General features: G+C 49.3%; 17 protein-coding genes. 2 read left to right on the top strand and 15 right to left on the bottom strand.

Features of this window, described 5'->3' with window-relative positions; translation table 11 throughout:
* Positions 1-134 precede the first annotated feature (134 nt).
* Positions 135-1,403 carry a serine--tRNA ligase gene (gene serS, locus F3H20_RS02130; protein ID WP_149733333.1) on the bottom strand — a complete coding sequence of 423 codons (1,269 nt, stop codon included), beginning with the start codon at positions 1,401-1,403 and terminating at the stop codon, positions 135-137.
* Positions 1,404-1,705: 302 nt separating this feature from the next.
* On the opposite strand from serS, the gene F3H20_RS02125 reads away from it, so the two are divergent.
* Complete coding sequence (locus F3H20_RS02125; protein ID WP_149733332.1) at positions 1,706-2,761, top strand: YkvI family membrane protein; 1,056 nt, start codon at positions 1,706-1,708, stop codon at positions 2,759-2,761.
* Here F3H20_RS02125 and F3H20_RS02120 read toward each other — a convergent pair.
* Positions 2,737-3,606 carry an NAD(P)/FAD-dependent oxidoreductase gene (locus F3H20_RS02120; protein ID WP_149733331.1) on the bottom strand — a complete coding sequence of 290 codons (870 nt, stop codon included), beginning with the start codon at positions 3,604-3,606 and terminating at the stop codon, positions 2,737-2,739. The genes F3H20_RS02125 and F3H20_RS02120 overlap by 25 nt on opposite strands.
* 41 nt (positions 3,607-3,647) lie before the next feature.
* Here F3H20_RS02120 and F3H20_RS02115 point away from each other — a divergent pair, with 41 nt between their 5' ends.
* Positions 3,648-3,956 carry a hypothetical protein gene (locus F3H20_RS02115; RefSeq protein ID WP_149733330.1) on the top strand — a complete coding sequence of 103 codons (309 nt, stop codon included), beginning with the start codon at positions 3,648-3,650 and terminating at the stop codon, positions 3,954-3,956.
* Between the two features lie 460 nt (positions 3,957-4,416).
* Here F3H20_RS02115 and F3H20_RS02110 read toward each other — a convergent pair whose 3' ends face one another.
* From F3H20_RS02110 to serA, 13 genes are all read right to left on the bottom strand, one after another.
* Positions 4,417-4,911 carry an FMN-binding protein gene (locus tag F3H20_RS02110; protein WP_149733329.1) on the bottom strand — a complete coding sequence of 165 codons (495 nt, stop codon included), beginning with the start codon at positions 4,909-4,911 and terminating at the stop codon, positions 4,417-4,419.
* A complete protein-coding gene (locus tag F3H20_RS02105) occupies positions 4,908-5,579 on the bottom strand; it encodes an ABC transporter ATP-binding protein (protein ID WP_149733328.1) in 672 nt (223 codons plus the stop codon). Before F3H20_RS02105 ends, F3H20_RS02110 begins: the two co-directional genes overlap by 4 nt.
* Positions 5,580-5,590: 11 nt before the next feature.
* Positions 5,591-6,724: an ABC transporter permease gene (locus F3H20_RS02100; protein WP_149733327.1), complete on the bottom strand. Its 1,134-nt coding sequence runs from the start codon at positions 6,722-6,724 to the stop codon at positions 5,591-5,593.
* A 6-nt stretch (positions 6,725-6,730) separates the two neighbouring features.
* Positions 6,731-8,008, bottom strand: coding sequence for an ABC transporter permease (locus F3H20_RS02095; RefSeq protein WP_149733326.1), 1,278 nt, complete (start codon positions 8,006-8,008; stop codon positions 6,731-6,733).
* A 27-nt stretch (positions 8,009-8,035) separates the two neighbouring features.
* Entirely contained in the window at positions 8,036-9,298 is a 1,263-nt protein-coding gene (locus tag F3H20_RS02090) for a DUF2318 domain-containing protein (RefSeq protein WP_149733325.1), read from the bottom strand.
* 98 nt (positions 9,299-9,396) lie between these two features.
* On the bottom strand, positions 9,397-9,936 hold the full coding sequence (locus F3H20_RS02085) for an iron transporter (RefSeq protein ID WP_223191586.1): 540 nt from the start codon (positions 9,934-9,936) through the stop codon (positions 9,397-9,399).
* 42 nt (positions 9,937-9,978) lie between these two features.
* Positions 9,979-11,175: an FTR1 family iron permease gene (locus F3H20_RS02080; protein WP_149733323.1), complete on the bottom strand. Its 1,197-nt coding sequence runs from the start codon at positions 11,173-11,175 to the stop codon at positions 9,979-9,981.
* Positions 11,176-11,236: 61 nt separating this feature from the next.
* The gene (locus F3H20_RS02075; protein WP_149733322.1) at positions 11,237-11,905 is read right to left on the bottom strand and encodes an energy transducer TonB; all 669 of its coding nucleotides are present in this window, start codon (positions 11,903-11,905) and stop codon (positions 11,237-11,239) included.
* A gap of 5 nt (positions 11,906-11,910) precedes the next feature.
* On the bottom strand, positions 11,911-12,321 hold the full coding sequence (locus tag F3H20_RS02070; RefSeq protein WP_149733321.1) for an ExbD/TolR family protein: 411 nt from the start codon (positions 12,319-12,321) through the stop codon (positions 11,911-11,913).
* A complete protein-coding gene (locus F3H20_RS02065) occupies positions 12,311-12,898 on the bottom strand; it encodes a MotA/TolQ/ExbB proton channel family protein (RefSeq protein WP_223191567.1) in 588 nt (195 codons plus the stop codon). Before F3H20_RS02065 ends, F3H20_RS02070 begins: the two co-directional genes overlap by 11 nt.
* A 35-nt stretch (positions 12,899-12,933) precedes the next feature.
* Positions 12,934-13,926: an FAD:protein FMN transferase gene (locus F3H20_RS02060; protein ID WP_188128169.1), complete on the bottom strand. Its 993-nt coding sequence runs from the start codon at positions 13,924-13,926 to the stop codon at positions 12,934-12,936.
* Between the two features lie 308 nt (positions 13,927-14,234).
* Complete coding sequence (locus F3H20_RS02055) at positions 14,235-15,479, bottom strand: DUF1015 domain-containing protein (RefSeq protein ID WP_149733318.1); 1,245 nt, start codon at positions 15,477-15,479, stop codon at positions 14,235-14,237.
* A gap of 16 nt (positions 15,480-15,495) precedes the next feature.
* Positions 15,496-17,079, bottom strand: coding sequence for a phosphoglycerate dehydrogenase (serA, locus tag F3H20_RS02050; protein WP_149733317.1), 1,584 nt, complete (start codon positions 17,077-17,079; stop codon positions 15,496-15,498).
* Positions 17,080-17,691 lie beyond the last annotated feature (612 nt).

Genomic DNA, 17,691 nt, shown 5'->3' with positions numbered 1-17,691 from the left:
CAACAATGGCACAGCCGTCAATCCCGCCATTGCCCTATGGGAAAAATCAAAAGGAGCTGCCATAATATTTTTATTACGGCAGCTCCGTTGTGTCAAGGCGTATCTGAAAACTAGCGAAAAGCCCTAAGCAACCTCTATTTTATTACATCAACACCCATATACGGACGCAGCGCTTCCGGTACAACCACCGAACCGTCATCCTGCTGGTAGTTTTCCAATATGGCGGCTACCGTCCGGCCAATAGCCACACCTGAACCATTCAGAGTATGCACAAACTCGGGCTTGGCCTTGGGTTCGCGACGGAACTTGATATCCGCCCGGCGGGCCTGGAAATCCTCAAAGTTCGAGCAGGAGGAAATTTCCCGGTATTTTCCAAAACTCGGCAGCCAGACCTCCAGGTCATAGGTCTTAGCTGAGGAGAAGCCCATGTCGCCGGTACACAATAAAACAACACGATAAGGCAGTCCCAGCAGTTGTAAAACCCGTTCGGCATTATTGGTGAGCTTCTCCAGCTCCTGGTAGGAATCTTCCGGCTTGCTGAACTTAACCAGTTCCACCTTATTAAACTGATGCTGGCGAATGAGACCCCGCGTGTCTCTGCCGGCGGCACCGGCTTCAGCCCGGAAGCAGGCACTGTAAGCCGTATAGCACAGCGGCAGGTCCTTGCCATCCAGAATTTCACCACGATGCAAATTGGTAACAGGCACTTCGGCAGTCGGGATCAAATAGTAGTCCAACCCTTCCAGCTTAAACATATCCTGTCCGAATTTGGGCAATTGTCCTGTTCCGGTCATACTGTCCTTATTAGCAATAAAGGGCGGAAAAAACTCGGTATATCCATGCTCACGGGTATGCAAATCCAGCATGAAGTTAATCAGCGAACGCTCCAGGCGTGCTCCCAGCCCCCGGTAAAAGGTAAACCGTGCGCCGGTTACCTTGCCACCCCGCTCAAAATCCAATAAGCCGAGCTTTTCCCCAATCTCCCAATGAGCCTTGGGTTCCGTGTCAAACTCACGGGGCGTCCCCCAGCGGCGAATTTCCTGGTTCGCCGTTTCATCAGCGCCGATCACTACCGATTGATGGGGGACATTGGGAATATTCATAACAATATCGCTAATGGCACTTTCCATTTGCTTTACCTGACCATCCAATACCGCAATCCGGTCGCCTACAGCCCGCATCTCAGCCACCAGCTCATCGGCATTTTCCTTAGCTTTTTTCAGCTTGCTAATTTCCTGCGATACAACATTTCTTTTATTTTTGAGACTTTCGACCTCGCTTAACACTTCACGGCGCTCTCTTTCCAAAACAATGAATTCGTCTAAATTCATTGTGGAAGCACGGTTTTGCAAAGCTTGCAGCACGGTTTCCGTGTTATCACGGATAAACTTGATATCCAACATTGTTACCCCTCCTAAAACAAAAACTCTCGCCATTGGTAGGGACGAGAGCCTATTCCCGCAAACGGGCGCCGCCATAACCGGCATTTAAAACATAGTATGTAATCGCTCGTAATGTAAGAATATTCTATCCTAATACATTCTACAATATACGCCAAATATTGTAAAGTCTATTCCACTAGTACTTTACAGTAACTAGTCCCCAAGCTGCAACATTTTCAGCAATAGAAAATCTTTCGGCAATAATCAGAAACCCCTGCATACACTTTATTAATTTGATGGATCACCGGGCAAGGAGGGCTTATATGCATTTCAAAAAGGTACTGGCCGTTTTTAAAATTGCCGCTGCCTATGCGGGCACCATCATTGGCGCCGGCTTTGCTTCCGGCCAGGAACTGCTGCAGTTTTTCGTCGTTTACGGCGCCACAGGGCTTTGGGGCATCCTGCTGGCCGGCGTTTTGTTCTCCCTGCTGGGCTATTGCATTCTGGAACTGGGCTACCGGCTGCGGGCCACCGGCTATCATCAGGTGTTATATTACGTATGCGGCCAGAAAATCGCCGTCTTTTTTGACATCATCATTGCCGTATTTCTGTTTAGCGTATTAACCATCATGCTGGCCGGCGCCGGAACCATGTGCGAGGACGTGTTTGCCCTGCCCCGCTTTTATGGCTTAACCGCCATGGCCCTCCTCGCTTTTGGCACAGCCGTCTGCGGCATCCGTGGCATTACCTTCATTAATATGTGCATGCTGCCGCTGCTGGCTTTATCCACATTATCCGTAGGGCTGTATTCTATCGTATATCACGGCATTACGGCCGATCTACTGACGTATTCCATACCTGTCAGCACCTATGATCAGCCGCATTGGATTTTATCCAGCGTATTATATGTTTCCTATAACTTGATCATGGGCTCCACCGTGCTGGCGCCGCTGGGGCCGTTTATCCCCACCCGGCAACTACGGTTTTGGGGCAGCCTGACCGGCGGCTTTTTTATAACCCTGCTGGCCGGCTTTGTCGCCTTTATCGTCATGCTGCACTATCCCGATATTCTCAGCTACGAAATTCCCATGCTAGAAATTTCCAGCACTCAGCCCAGCATTAATTCCATCGCCTACGCCTGCATGTTTCTGACGGCCATGTATACCACGGCGGCCACCACGCTCTATGCCTGCGCCGACAAACTGCGCGTCACTTCAGGTCTGGGGCTCGGCAAGGCCGGTATATTGATTGCCGCGGCCAGTCTTTACTTGAGCCAATTTGGCTTTTCCACACTGATCTCTTTTGTGTTCCCTCTCGTCGGCTATCTGTCGCTTTATTTTATGTTTCGTCTCTGCTATATAGGTTTTTTATCCAAATAGGAAATGGCGCTCAGTACGGCAATTAATCCTTCGCCGGTAGCCTTGGCTATCTGCCAGGGCTTGCCTGTGCAATCACCGGCGGCAAAGACACCGGGAATATTGGTCGACATATCCCTGTTCACCTGGATGACCTCACCGTCCAAGACCAAACCAGGCAGTACATTTTCCACCGGGTCGGACTGGCGTATGATGAAAATACCGCTGACCTTATGCTCCTCCTTATCGGTAACCAATTTTTCCACCTGCGTGTCACCCTCGATAAACCGCGGTCTGCCCGGTACAATCTTGACCTGGGACCGCAGGGCGGCCGGCTGTGGCCGGTATTGGGGAAAATAGAACACGTTACGGCAGATCTCACCAAGAAACTCGGCCTCCGGCTCACCCTCACTGGTATAAGATATGACAGCTACGTCTTTATCCTTATAGAACATGCCGTCACAGGTTGCACAGTAGCTGACACCGCGACCCAAGAAGCTTTTTTCCCCTTTAAACAGAGGCGTGCTCACCACGCCGGTAGCCAAAATGACCGACCTCGCTTCATAGGTGTTAACAGGAGTCAGCAAGGTAAATCCGTCGTCTCCCGGAAAAACAGTAACCACCTTTTCCTGAATCAAGGCAGGCTTCTGGGCCAGACAATGGGCCACAAACTGCTGCATCATTCCCTGCCCGGTAATCTGTGGCATGCCCAGATAATTATCGACAATATGGGCTTTTTGCAATTTTTCACTGTGATTCAAGTGTTCAAACAGAGCAACCTGTTTGTTGCGGACCCTGCCGGTCAAGGCTGCCGACAGACCTGCCGGACCGCCGCCGATGACAGCAATATCAAACTTTTGTGTATCCATAAGCTCCTCCTGGTTTATCAATTTAATGTGAGGTGATTAAAGTGTCGGATTATAACCATATGCTTACGCGCGTGGCCTGTTTTCCTGTATTTTACCTGTTTTTTGCCGCCGGAACCATCGGCGGCGGCCTGCTCGGTCTTGGCCTGGGCATTGCCAATTACGAAACCGTTGGCCTGCTGGGCGGCGCCTTCATCGGCCTGTTTATCGGCCTATTTCTTGGCCTATCCGCTCTAGTGCTGGCCGTCATATTCAATCTGCTGGCCCCCTGCCTGGGCGGCATCCCGGTCAGCCTGGCACCGCTCCCCTCAAAACAAGAGCGGTCCGGCCACACTCACCCGGACGATATCTAATTTTAGACCATTAGTTTCACCGCAATGAGAATTGTTCTTTATTACATATTATTTACGCAACACAGCCGGTGAATCCTGCTGCGCAAAAAAATAAAAAACTGCTATAGTAAGAGTATGCTCCTACTATAGCAGTTTCACATTAGTGCTCCACCAACTCTGAAAGTACAATTTTTTACGGATCTTTTTCCGTAAGCCTTCGTTATTGCCGGCTTGCCCTGCGAAAGAATTGCCGCAAATTCAATTCTTATTTTCAAGTTGATGGAACACTAAGGCATGTATTCAAACTATCCGAAACACTCCCTGGCGGGTGCTCTTTGTGCCATACCTCAATATTTTTTTAAACTGGAGGCCACTATGCGGGCAAGGTTCCGCATACCCTTTAGGGTGTGCGTCCGGCACCAAAATCGCTGCATGAATCATTCCGTCAGTTTGAATACCCGCCTTAGTCACAGCTACCATCCTATTTCTTTGCTTCCAACAGCGCCGTCTTAGCCGCCTCAATAAATTGTTGATACGATATAGTCGCCCCGGAAATGGCATCTACCTTGGCCAGCTCCTGCACCTGAAGCAGTTGCTCAGCATAAGCCGTATTTGCCTTTACGGCAGTTTGTGCTTTCTGGTAAAACGCCGGATTCTCAATCTTGCCGTTAGTTTTTCCATAGTCGGCTCCCTTGAGTTTCCCTTCCGAATCGACACCGACATAGTTTACCGAAACAATTTTGTGATCTTTAACCGAAATGGCAATCCGGCCCTTTCCCATCGAATCATCGGACGAGCTTTCCCCCGTATACGACCCGTCTTTCGTATCAGATAAATCACAACAGGGTGCTTTCTTAGGCGAAGCGGTGTCTTTCACGGCAATATCGGTGGCCGGCTGCTGCCCGCAGCCGGCCAGAAACTGCGCCGACAAGGTCCCGGCCAGCATCAGAAGGGTATATTTCTTCTTTAGCTTCATACTGCTTTACTCACCCCGCTCTCTACAATGCGGCCATGGTCCATGATAATGGCCCGCTCCGCCTCGGCGCCGACTTCCGGCGCATGGGTAACAGTCAAGATCGTATGGCCTTCATCATGCAGTTCATGAAAAATTTGCATAACCAGCTTTTCATTTGCCTCATCCAAATTACCGGTCGGCTCATCAGCCAGAATCAGCACCGGATAATTGATCAGGGCGCGGGCAATGCATACCCGTTGCTGTTCGCCACCCGACAACTGGCTTGGCAGATGCGAAGCGCGGTCTTCCAGCCCGACCCGGGCCAGGGCGGCTAGCGCCTCTTTTTTGTCCGGTATGCTGTGATAGTACTGGGCAACCATAATATTTTCCACAGCCGTAAGATAAGGAATCAGATGGAACTGTTGAAATACCATACCGATTTTATCACGACGCAGCATGGTAAGCTGCCGGTGGCTAACCTCGGTCAGGTCAACCCCATCCAAAATGACCGAGCCGGCTGTAGCTTTATCCATACAACCGATGATATTCATCAAGGTTGTTTTCCCTGAGCCGGAAGGCCCCATCACGGCCAGCCATTCTCCTTTTTCCACCGTCAGATCAACATTATTTACAGCCAATACTTTGCCGCCATAGGCCATTGACACATTTTTCAATTCCAATAAGCTCATGAAAATCCTCCTTATTCACCACGCAAAACAGTGGCTGGCTCAACATTTGTAGCAATGCGTACCGGCAAGAGACTGGCCGCTCCGGTTACGGCAATGGATAGCAAAACGGAAAGCACCGCAATGAGCGGCACAAAAGCAATCGAGCGGTTAAACACCTGCAGGCTGACACTTTGGGCAAACAAATAGCCCAGACCGCTGCCAAGCATCCCTCCGAACAGCCCCAGCACACAGCCTTCCCCGAGGAACTCCAAAATGATATGGCGATTTTCCGCCCCTAACGCTTTCTTCAAGCCAATTTCCTTGCGCCGTTCCGTAACAACGGCCATCATGGTCGTCGCCACACATATCAGCGTAAGCAGCAAAACAACCGCTGTAACCAACAGCACCAGGGCCTGCAATTTACTCAGGACAGTTTCTTCCGAACTGGCAATTTGCTGGACAAGCTGCGGTTCCACGGCAGGAATTTTTTGGCGAATTTCCTGCTGAATGCTTGCCAAGCCGGCGCCGTCGGCAACAACACTGAGCTGCACAAGACTAATTTGCTGCGGTTTTTGCAGTAACTTTTGCAATAGGCTAAGCTCCATAAAGGCAAATTGTTCTTCTTTGCCGCCAGTATGGACAATACCGGAAACAACCATTTGCACTTCCGGCAATTCCGCCCCGCCATTTACAAGAACGGTCTGCCCCGGCTTGATGCCCATCTGCTGAGCAATTTCATCGCCAATCAGAATTTCCTGCTTGCCCGGTTCCGGCCAGGTTCCGTTGATTTGCCAATAAGGGCTGACCTTTCGCAGCGTCGAAAAATTAGTACCTCCCGTAAAAACAGGTTTCTCGTTAATCTTTACCCGCTCATACAAAAAAGGGGCCATCCCGACAATTTCATACCCGTTCAACAGTTTGCCAACTTCCTGCACCGTCGCCTCCGGCAATACCGTCTGATCCTGCCCCGGCAATAACAGCAAATTGGCCCCGTAGGCCCGGAATTCCCGGCCCAGTTGCTGCGGTACTTCATTATAAACGGTAATCATACCCGAAATAATCGTCGCCCCCACAGCAACGGCCAGCAATGCGATCAGCATGCGGGAGCGCCGGCGCAGCAGTGCGTTGACAACCAGAATAACATACATCCTATACTTTTTAATCATTTCTCCTTACCTCCCGTGCAGTACAATAGCCGGACGCAAGGACAACAACATGCGAATGGCCGGCAGACTTCCCAGTAACAGTACGAAGGCCATGAGCACGGCAACGATCGGTATAACGGCCAAATTAACCGCAATGCTTGAACCGAATACGGTATTGCCGATAATTTGCGCAAACCCAAGTCCCATAAAATACCCCAGCGTACCACCAATGATACCGGCGATAAAAATTTCCGTCAGTACCAGCAGGACTACGGCCAGATCTGTCGCCCCCATAGCCTTTAAGAGACCAAGTTCGCGACTTCGTTCCATAATATTGGCGCTTACCAGATTGGAAACCCCCAGAGCCGAACTTAAAAGGCTTAACGCAGTAATGAGCAGCATCAGCAGTTGCGTCTTATCCAAAATTTTTCCTTCCGACTCGGCGATCTGCCGGACAGGATGAGCCACCGAATTTTTCACGACTTCCTCAATCTGAAAAGCAATAGAGCTTACATAGGCCGTACAATACCAAATTTCATATTCTTTTAGCGACAGGCTTTTGGGGTTGACGGCTGCTTTCCGGGCCAGCTCATTTTCCGGTGTGGTAATCGCACTGACTTCAATTTGATCGATTTTCCCCGCTAAACCGGCAAGCTTCTGTACCAAAGCTAACGGCGCCAGAATTCCCCCCTCTTCCGCACCACCACCGCTTACAATTCCGCTTACACGCAACGTTTCCATCTTGCCGTTTGCTTCATATAAGATATCGGTGCCAGGCTGAACATCCAGCTCCTTGGCCAGCTTTTGCCCAACCAATACTGAGTTTTCCTGTTGCTCATCGGGCCACGCCCCATCAATTTTCCACCATGATTTTAAATATTTTTCTCCGGTCGAAATATATTCGCCTGTAGGCAACAGCATGCCATGGTCGAACCATGTGCCATGAATGCTGACCTGGCGGCCATCTTTCAGCGTTAAGGAAGCGTTAAGCTGCGGCGCAAAGGCAACAATATTATTCGTCCAGAAAATTGTCTTAATCTTGCCGACATCGGCTTCTTCCAGGTACTCCCGGTGCGCCGTTGTCGTATCCAGCCCATACACATCTTTCAGTACGGACGAGTTTTTCGGCGTTACCGTAATATTCGCCCCATAGGCCTTCAATTCCTGATTTACTTTCTCACCCACATCGAACATAACATTCAGCATGGCCGCGGCCAGCGATACGCCCAGTGCTACGGTAAGTGCAACCAGCAGCAGCCGGCGTCCTTGCCGTACGACGGCTCCTTTCACCATTTGCCAGAACAAAGCATTTCACTCTCCTTTCTCGCCGCCTTATCTAAAACGCTTGCGCTCCTGTTCAAGACTGGCTTGCGCGATACTGATCCGGCCGTTATCCACTTTATATTCAAGCGGAATCGGATTGCAGCCGCCGCGCATTCCGATGGTAGCCTTATTCATCATCACTTCGCATAATTTACAGATAACCTGACCATCCTTTTCATAGTAGCCGGTAGGACCGCATATTTCGCAGGCATCCAGGCCTACACCATAAGCCGAGCCACCCTTTTGAATGACGATAAACCGCACCAGTTCACCGCCTGAAGCTTTATATACATAACGGTGCAAATGTCCGTCACCAACTTCTGACAAGGGCACCCCCACCTTACCGTCAACCGCATTGATTGGCAGAGCCGGCACCAATTCCATCGTTTTATTGGCATAGACACTGCCAAAGCTGGAGAAAAAAACCATAAAAGCCAAGCAGAAAACGGTGGCGGTTCCCCAACGCAGTTTATGCTGCGCTTGCATGAGAATCTTGCGGTATTGAGCCGGATTGGCATCGGCCGGACGCTCCGGCTTCTTCTGTAAAAATAAAGTCAGCGGCACTAGCAAGGTAACAAAGAACACGACAAAAATAAACCAGGACTGCCGGTCAATCAACGGTGCCATAATTTGCATCAACACACCGCCCGGTAAAAACTGCCGGGCCATCAGAATTTGGGTTATAAAAATGATCTGCTGTAAGAGAATAGCTACCATTTGTACGGTAAATACAAACAGCAACCGGCGATAATATAATGCCGCTGCCGCCTGATGTACCAGATAACCGCCGAGCACCGCCAGGCCGATGCCGCAAACAACGCCCAGCGATTTCATTAATACGGTCAGTGTAAAATAGTCGCCCACCGCAGTGATGGCGATGTTCACCGGCAACAGCCAGATTTCCATCCCATGATACCAAAACAGAGCAATCACTACCGCTAAAATAGATACTTTCAGTTTCTTTTCTACCTGAACTGATTTCTCCTGATTTTTCCGAAAGAAAAGTGCTAATAAACCAAGTTCACCAAAGATAGCAATGCAAACAGCAATCCCTTCAAAAACCTCCCGGCTCACCGCGTTACGGGTGCCGACCTTTACCGCAATAATAAACACGGAACCCCAAAATCCCCAGGACAGAGCACGCCAAAAAACAGTCTTATAGGTAAAAATATTCATCCGCAATAGAATGGCCAGTAAAATTCCCAGCGGCACAGCTAACGCAACACCCTGCTCCATCACCGGAATGAACTGTTGTAAAAAGGTTTGTATCATAAACACTATTCCTTTCTATGAAAAAAGTCCTGTCCGCCAAAGGTTTGCCTAAAACAAACCCTCGCCGGACAGGATACTGCTTCTTCATTTATACCCGTTTACCAATGTCTGGGCACATAATTGAAGGTCCAGTGCATAACAACCGGTTTTTCCCAGAAACGCCCTTCCACGCCGGTTTCTTTATCTACATGCAAGCCATAATTCATCCGCAGCGGGCTGTCAATGGTAAATTCGCAATCGTATGTACCGGCGCCCAGCATTTTGACGTTTGCTCCATAGTGGGGCCCATCATCGGCATTCATCGGCATCAATACGCCTTCCAGCGTTTGTCCGGTTTCTTTTTTCGTCATTTTATAATGTACAGTCAGATAAGGAATCCACTCGCCAACGCCAAAACCTGTATTATTGCCTTCTGTTGCATGGATATCTGTTTCTATATGAATATCGGCTTTATCCGGATCAAGCATCATGCCTGCCGGTTCCATCTGAATCGGTTGGAAATAAACAAGGGCCACTTTAAAATGTTCATTCACTGCTTCTTGCTCATCCCCTATGGGATATTCCTGGAATCCGCCTGCCGAAACAATCCCGCTGAAGGAAAAGAACGTAGCAAAAGCTGCACAAATAGTAAATAACATTTTTAACTTTTTCATAGTCAACCTACACACTCCTTTTCACATTTAAATAGTTTTTTCCAAAGCTTTGCTTTGGTATTTTCTATAATAGACAGTACCTGCAGCAGCACATAGCAAGAACACCTGAATTGCCAAGGTCTCATAAGTTGGATAAATCCCTAAAAGATCAATGCTCGGAACGGGGATTCCCTCGACAGGCGTCATACTGACAATACCTCCTTCCTGCAGTTCTCCAATGCCGCTGCCGGCAAAGCTTATAGCCAGGATAAACATAAAGATGCTGGTGCCGATAAAAAACGGCCGCAAGGGGATTCGCAAGGTTCCATAACGGATAAGCGCGAAAATAATGGCCAAAGCGACACAGCCGGCAAGAAAACCCAGCCAAATCATTTCCACATCACCGGCGGCGCTATTAAACAGGGCCTGATAAAACAAAACCACTTCCGCTCCTTCGCGGTAAACCGCCAGAAAGGCGGCAAACCCGAGAGCCTTGGCCTTGCCGCTGCTGAGCGACGCCTTCACCATGCCCTGAATATACGCTTCCCAGGCCTTGGCATTCGTTTTCCCGCCCATCCAGAAGCTCACTGACAGCAACACAGCAGCCGCCACCAACACGGTTATGCCCTCAACAATTTCCTGGTTGGCCCCCGCGCCGAATTGCTTAGTTAGTAAGTTAAACACATAGGCAGTAACAAAGCTGAAAATGATAGCGGCAATGGAAGAATTATAAACGACATCAAGATATTTGACATTGCCCGATTTCTGCAGATAAGCGATAATCGCCGCCAGCACTAAAATCGCTTCAATGCCCTCGCGGACAAGGATTAGAAACGCCGGCCAGAAAGATGCCCAGCCGCCTTGTGCAGCGTGCCCTTCCAGGCTTTTCACATCATCATTAATCATCTCCGCCAATACATCATTCGCGGCATGTACCTCAGCGCTGTCGGCGCCCTCATTTATCAATTTTTTTATTCGGTAAAATTGATACTCCGTAAGATTGGCATTTTTCACCGCTACCGTAGTACGAATGGCTTTTTCCAGGCCGTCTTTTTCATAAACGCCATAATAGGCATCATTGACAACCTTCTTGGCACCTTCACGGTCACCGGCATCATACAACTGCAGTGCCTCTTTCATCGTCTCCTGAATATGTCCGGCTACTTGTTCCCATTTAGGCGCTGCCTGAGCCGATGGCAGCGCTAAAAAAAATAAGGCAAGTAAAAGAATAATACCTTTTTTCACAGTGTACACGACCTTCTTTTTATTATAATGATACTCATTATCATCATTATTGCAAAAAAAATTACTTCTTTTTAGGAACATTAAAAGGTATGGAAATAATTTTCGTACATTCCATCGGTCGGCCTTGCTGATCCAGCGCCGCTTTAAACGTCCAGCGCCGGGCAGCATCCATCGCCAGCTGATCTACCTCAGGTTTGCCGGAGGTAACGGCGATTTTTGTTTTAATGATTTTTCCATCTTTGCCGATAGTCGCAAAAACACTGACCCTGCCACGAAATTTGACATTGGCTGACGGCGGATAATAGTCCGTAATCAACTTCGGCGGCTGCCCCATTTGTACAGGCACGCTGTCTGCCGGTTCCTTAACAATAACAACCTTATCCAGCTTTTCCGGTTCCTCTGCCAGTTCTTGCAGTTTCGCAATCACCGGTTCATCCTGTTCCGCCAGAATCGGCGCCGTTTCCTCCTGCTCAGCCGGCGGCTGTTCAGGTTTTGCCGGCTCAGGCGGTTTTTCCTCTTTTGGTTCAGGCGGCGGCAGCGGTGTCGCCACAGGCGGCTCCACCTTCTCTTCTGTATCAACATTCTCCCATTCTATGGCCTGTACGGAATCAGGCGCCGCAACTGTCTTCGCCTGTAAATGGGGAAGAATCAGGCTTCCCAGCAGCCAAGCCGTCAAATGAAAGAAAAAAGCCAAGAAAAACGCCATCCGCCAATAAGTCGGATACTGCAAGGCAATTACCTCCCTTTCAGCTCAGTCGCAATCGATACGTGACGCGCGCCGGACTGTTTCAGCGCATCCAAAACCGTCGCCATGTCTTCATAAAAAGCTTTGCGGTCACCACGCAAAACGAATACCGTTTCCGAATCGGCCATCAAAGAGCTTCGAATTCGTTCAGCCAGATTCTCCACCGGCAGAGTATCCTTATCATAGACAACATCCCCCTGCTCCGTGATGGTAATCGAAATCAGGTTCGGTTTTGTTTCTCTTTGCGCTGCCGCAGCCGCCGGCAAATTCACCGGCAGCGTGTTAAGCTGCACCATATAAATGGTACTGACCATAAAAAACACCAATACAAACAGCATAATATCAATCATCGGAATAATCATTATCTTGGGCTGCTCAGCTATACGAAAATCACGCCGCATGACCCTTGTCTCCTTTTTTCCGCTTCAACTCGGACAAAACAACAGACGCCGCAAGATCCAAATCGCTAAGCAGCTTATCCAGTTGCTGAGAAAAATACGTATGTACCAGCAAAGCGAAAATCGCTACACACAAACCGGTTGCCGTCGCAATCAAGGCTTCGCCGATGCCTCCCGTAATCGCCAGCGGCTGGCCTGCCTGCAAATTAAAAATACTGAACGAATCGATCATCCCAAAGATCGTTCCTAAAAGACCTAATAGCGGTGCCATCGTCACCACCATGGACACATAATTAAGCTTTGAGCGCAATTGCATGGCAGCCACCGTATAGGCCGTATCCAAAGCAAGCTCAATATCCTTTTCTTCACAGGCAGCACTTACCCCGGTTTCAGCCAAAAAACCGGCCGCATGTTTCTCCTGCTGAAAAAGCTCCCGCAGTTTTTCCAGAGGATGCTCCCGCAAAATACCCGGCAGCAAAGTCAAGAAAGGCTGCAGCCCCGCCCGCGCCCGCCGGTAAAAAAGAAACCGGTCGATGGCAATCGCCGCAACGCTCAATGAGCAGAGTAACAGCAAATACATAACGGGACCGCCTTTTTGGAAAAGTTCTATACTGTTCATCCCTGAAACACCTTCCTTTTTAAAACAACTGTTTGCTGTTTCATGTCCTGTGGCAGAACATGAATATAATTCTCCAGCCCCTCTGTAATAAAGACTTGCAGTTTATTGGTCACCAAAACCGCCTCGACCCCCGGGAGCTGTTCCAGAAACCGCCTGCTTGCCGCTAGACCAGCAACCATACAGGCCGTTCCGTTAATCGGGAGCAACTGTTCTTTCCTTTTGTAAACCAGTGTTACGCTGATCAATTCACCGGTTTCGTCATCGGCACGGGGATCAAAAATATGGGAATGAAAAAAGTCCTTATTCTGGAGATAACGGCGATAATCACCGGAGGTTTCCACCGTATCCCAATTTTGCAGCGAGACACTGGCCAGTAACGCATTCTGCCGCCGGGGATGCTGGATGCCAATTCGCCAGGGTTCCCGGTCAGGCCTTGCACCGATGGCGCAAATGTCGCCGCCGGCATCAATAATACCGGCTGAAAGCCCTTGATTGGATGCCGTTTGGGCAGCCTCATGCACGGCAAATTCTTTGGCAATCCCGCCTACATCCAGTTTCATGCCCGGCTGCGGTAAAAAAACACCTTCCCTGTTGATATCCAGCAAGCGGTAATTAACAAGGTTCGCTGCTTCTTTACGTTCGCTTACCGCCGGAAGCTTACCTTCCGGCCCGCCAATCGCCCAAAGCTCGGTTACGGCTCCAATCGTCGCATCAAAGGCACCGCCGGTAAAATCCGCAACTTTCTGGGCTGCCAGTAAGATTTTTAATACTTCTGCGTCCACAGCCATCCGCGCCGTGCCAGCCATTTGATTGATTTGCGAAAGTTGGCTTGTTTGTTCAAAACGGCTGCACAATCGTTCAATTCTTTGAAAGATATCCCATGCCGCCGCAAAAGCTTCCGGGCAGTTTCCGGCATAACTGATTATGCGAAGAAACGTGTTCATGCCTACTTTGGACTCTGTATAGCAGTTCCCCGATTCAGTCGTCATTTGTAACCTCATTTATATATATATGATAATGAATATCAGTTTCAAAAGCACAAGTATAATATAGCACTTATTTTTACTTTGTCAAGAAAAAGATGGAATTTCCCCTGCTGCACAACTGCTCCTAAAATAGCTATTTCCTTCTATTTTCCACGGCCCCGGCAAATAAAAATTTTTCATAAAAACCATGGGGGTTCCCCGTTAGCACACGGAGAACCCCCATATCTCAAGATACGTTATGAATTATTAGTACGGCAGATTTTTCACCGCCGGCAAAGAAAAACAGAAACTATGGCTTTATCCAGTAAAAATTACCTGACAAAGGTATGAATGACCATAGCATCACGTAATTTTGGCTCAAACCAGGTGGACTTAGGCGGCATAATCTGACCGGCATCGGCAATCGCCATCAGTTCGTTAATGGAAGTGGGAAACATGGAAAATGCTACGGCAAATTTTCCGCTGTCCACCAGCCGTTCCAATTCGGCCATGCCCCGTATGCCGCCGACAAAATGAATCCGTTTGTCAGTACGGGGATCTGCAATACCTAAGAGCGGCTGTAACACTTGCTCCTGTAAAATACTGACATCCAGGCTCGCTACCGGATTATTGGCCGGAATAATTGTCGTTTTGGCCGTAAGGGCGTACCACTTTCCGGTATTGAGATACATGCCGAAAGTATGGGCGGACTGCGGCTTGTAAGTGCCGGCGGTATATTCGTCAACGTCAAACTTCTCCTTCAACGCCTGCAAAAAAGCCTCCGGTGTGATACCGTTCAAATCAGCAACCACCCGGTTATAATCCATAATATACATCATATCATGGGGAAAAATCACGGCTAAGAAGCGATCCACTTCCGCTTGGCCTGTAGCCCCGCTTTTCTCATGCCAGGCATCAGCGACTCTGGCGGCGGCAGCGGAACGATGATGGCCGTCGGCAATATACATGACCGGAACCTTTTGAAAAGCCGCCTCCAGGTCGGCAATGGCTTTTTCGTCAGAAACCACATATAGTGTATGTCCAATGCCATCTTCCGTAATAAAATCATATACCGGCGTACGCATGTGCGACGCGATCAGTGCATTAATTGACGGATCGGACTGATAGGTAAGAAAAACGGCGCCCGTCTGGGCCTCGGTGGCCGTAATATGATTTACCCGATCCAGCTCTTTATCATGTCTGGTCAGCTCATGCTTTTTGATTATGTTTTGTTGATACTCGGCCACCGATGCCCCGGCTACCAGTCCGATCTGCACATGGTCGCCCATTCTTTGCTTATATATATAGAAGCAAGGCGTAGCGTCCTGGCGTAGAATCCCCTCGGCAATGAAGCGGCGCAAATTATCGGCAGCCTTTTCATATACCTGGGGCCCATGAATATCAACAGTGCGGTCCAAATCCACCTCGGATTTAGTAACCCGGAGAAAACTGTAGGGATTCCGTTCAGTTATTTTTCTGGCTTCCTCCGAGTCCATAACATCATAAGGCAGGGATACCACTTTCTCCGCCAATTCCGGCGCAGGTCTTACTCCGCAAAACGGTTTGATTACAGCCATCTTTTTTCCCTCCTGCTTAACCGGCGTTGAAATTAACTAATTTCGCCCCGAATATTCCGTCTACAGCCTTAATCTTGGCCAATACATCGACAGGGATATCGGAGTCGACCCCTAAGGCCATAATATTGGTGCCTTCCGTCGTGGTCTTCCCTACCTGCATGCTGGCAATATTAATGCCCTCCTGACCTAAGAGGGTGCCCACCTTGCCGATAATGCCCGGGCGGTTAATGTGAGGACTAAGCATGAGCCAGCCGCTGGGATCGACATCCACGCGATGGCCGTCGATGGATACAATCCGGCCTTCCTGGCCAAACAGCGTGCCGCCAACCGTATGATAGCCCTTGTCACTGTTAATTCTTACCGTAATCAAATCGGCAAAATCAGCCGTCTGTTTTATTTTCACTTCCCGGACGGCAATGCCGCGGGTTTTGGCAATCCCGGGAGTGTTGACATAGTTCACTGTTTCCTGCAGGATCGGATTGAGCACACCCTTGACTACTGCCGTAGTCAGCATTTTCGTGTCCACTTCGGTAATTTCACCATTGTATTCCACCTGGATGGAATTGATACGGCCATCGGCGATAGCCACGGCTAGACAGCCCATTTTTTCCGCCAAGGTAAAGAACGGCTTAATCCGTTCCAGCACATCGGCGGGTATGGGTGCCATGTTGACGGCGGTGGCCACCGGCTCACCCTTTAAGGCGGCAATAATGCCATGGGCCACATCGACAGCCACGCCTACCTGGGCTTCCGCCGTGGAAGCTCCCAAATGCGGCGTAACGACCACTTTATCCAGTTTTAACAGCGGATTCTCCGGATCAACCGGTTCTTTTTCAAACACGTCAATGGCAGCGCCAGCCACCTTCCCCGCTTCAATAGCCGCAGCCAAATCGGCTTCGTTAATCACGCCGCCGCGGGCACAGTTGACCAGACGAACGCCGGTTTTCATTTTATCAAACGCTGCTTGATTAATCAGATTTTTCGTCTCCGACGTAAGCGGCAAATGCAAGGTAATAAAATCAGCGTTGGCAAAAACCTCGTCAAGCTCGCCCAGCTCAATGCCCAGTGCTTTGGCCCGTTCCGCGCTAATAAACGGATCATAGGCCAGGATTTTCATTTCCATGGCAATCGCCCGCTTGGCGACACCTGTGCCGATACGGCCAAGACCAATAACCCCCAGTGTTTTGCCGCGTACTTCTACACCGGTAAACTTGCCGCGCTGCCATTCGCCGCGCTTCATCGAAGCATAGGCTTGCGGAATATTTCTCGTCAGCGCCATCATCATAGCAATAGTATGCTCCGTAGCAGCGATAGTGTTGCCCTCCGGTGCGTTCATAACAATAATGCCCTTTTTAGTGGCGGCCTCTACATCAATATTGTCCACCCCAACACCGGCCCGCCCGATGGCTTTTAATTTAACAGCCGCTTCGATGACCGCCTTGGTCACCTTGGTTTCGCTTCTCACTACCAGAGCATCGTATTCGGGAATGATCGCAATCAATTCCTCCGGCGAAAGCTTGGTCTTTACATCAACCTGAAACTCCTTTTGCAAAATTTCAATGCCCTGTACGGAAACAGGATCACTTACTAAAATCTTCATTGTCTACCTCCAAATTTAAGAATTAGGCCAAAGGGACTTCCCTTCAACTAACCATCAGCGAACAACTTGCTTTGCTGTCTCCGCTCGCAAGCATAGAACAGCCAGCTCCTCCTTGGGGGTTATGACCGGAATTCAAACCTGCCGGTCACGCAAAAAAGTCCCGCCCCAAAATATTTGGGGCGAGACTGAAATCCCGCGGTACCACCCAGCTTGCCGCATACGCAGCCTACTTTGACCGCTGTATCGGGCGGACCCGTCATAATTCATCACCAGCCACTCCGGAGCGGAATCATCTGCCCAGTACACCGGTTTGCACCCTCCACCGGCTCTCTGCCGTACTGCGGCTCATGACTTCTCCTTCATTGTGTTCAACAGGCAAAGCAGCAATAGAAACGGCCGCCCGGCAATTAAGTTGATAGACTGATTATATTTTATCCACTTCGTAAAGTCAAGTGTGTTTTCAAAAAAAACATTTATCTACATATTTTTGCTGAAATCTTATATTTACTCTTGGCAAATTACTGTAAATAGTGATATGATTTATTATCATAATTCACACTGGCGAAAAATCACATATTTTCTCTGAGAATAACATACATCATGTCGCACTTT

The sequence above is a fragment of the Propionispora hippei DSM 15287 genome, assembly GCF_900141835.1.
Taxonomy (GTDB): domain Bacteria; phylum Bacillota; class Negativicutes; order Propionisporales; family Propionisporaceae; genus Propionispora; species Propionispora hippei.
This window is presented reverse-complemented; position numbering and strand designations above follow the sequence as displayed.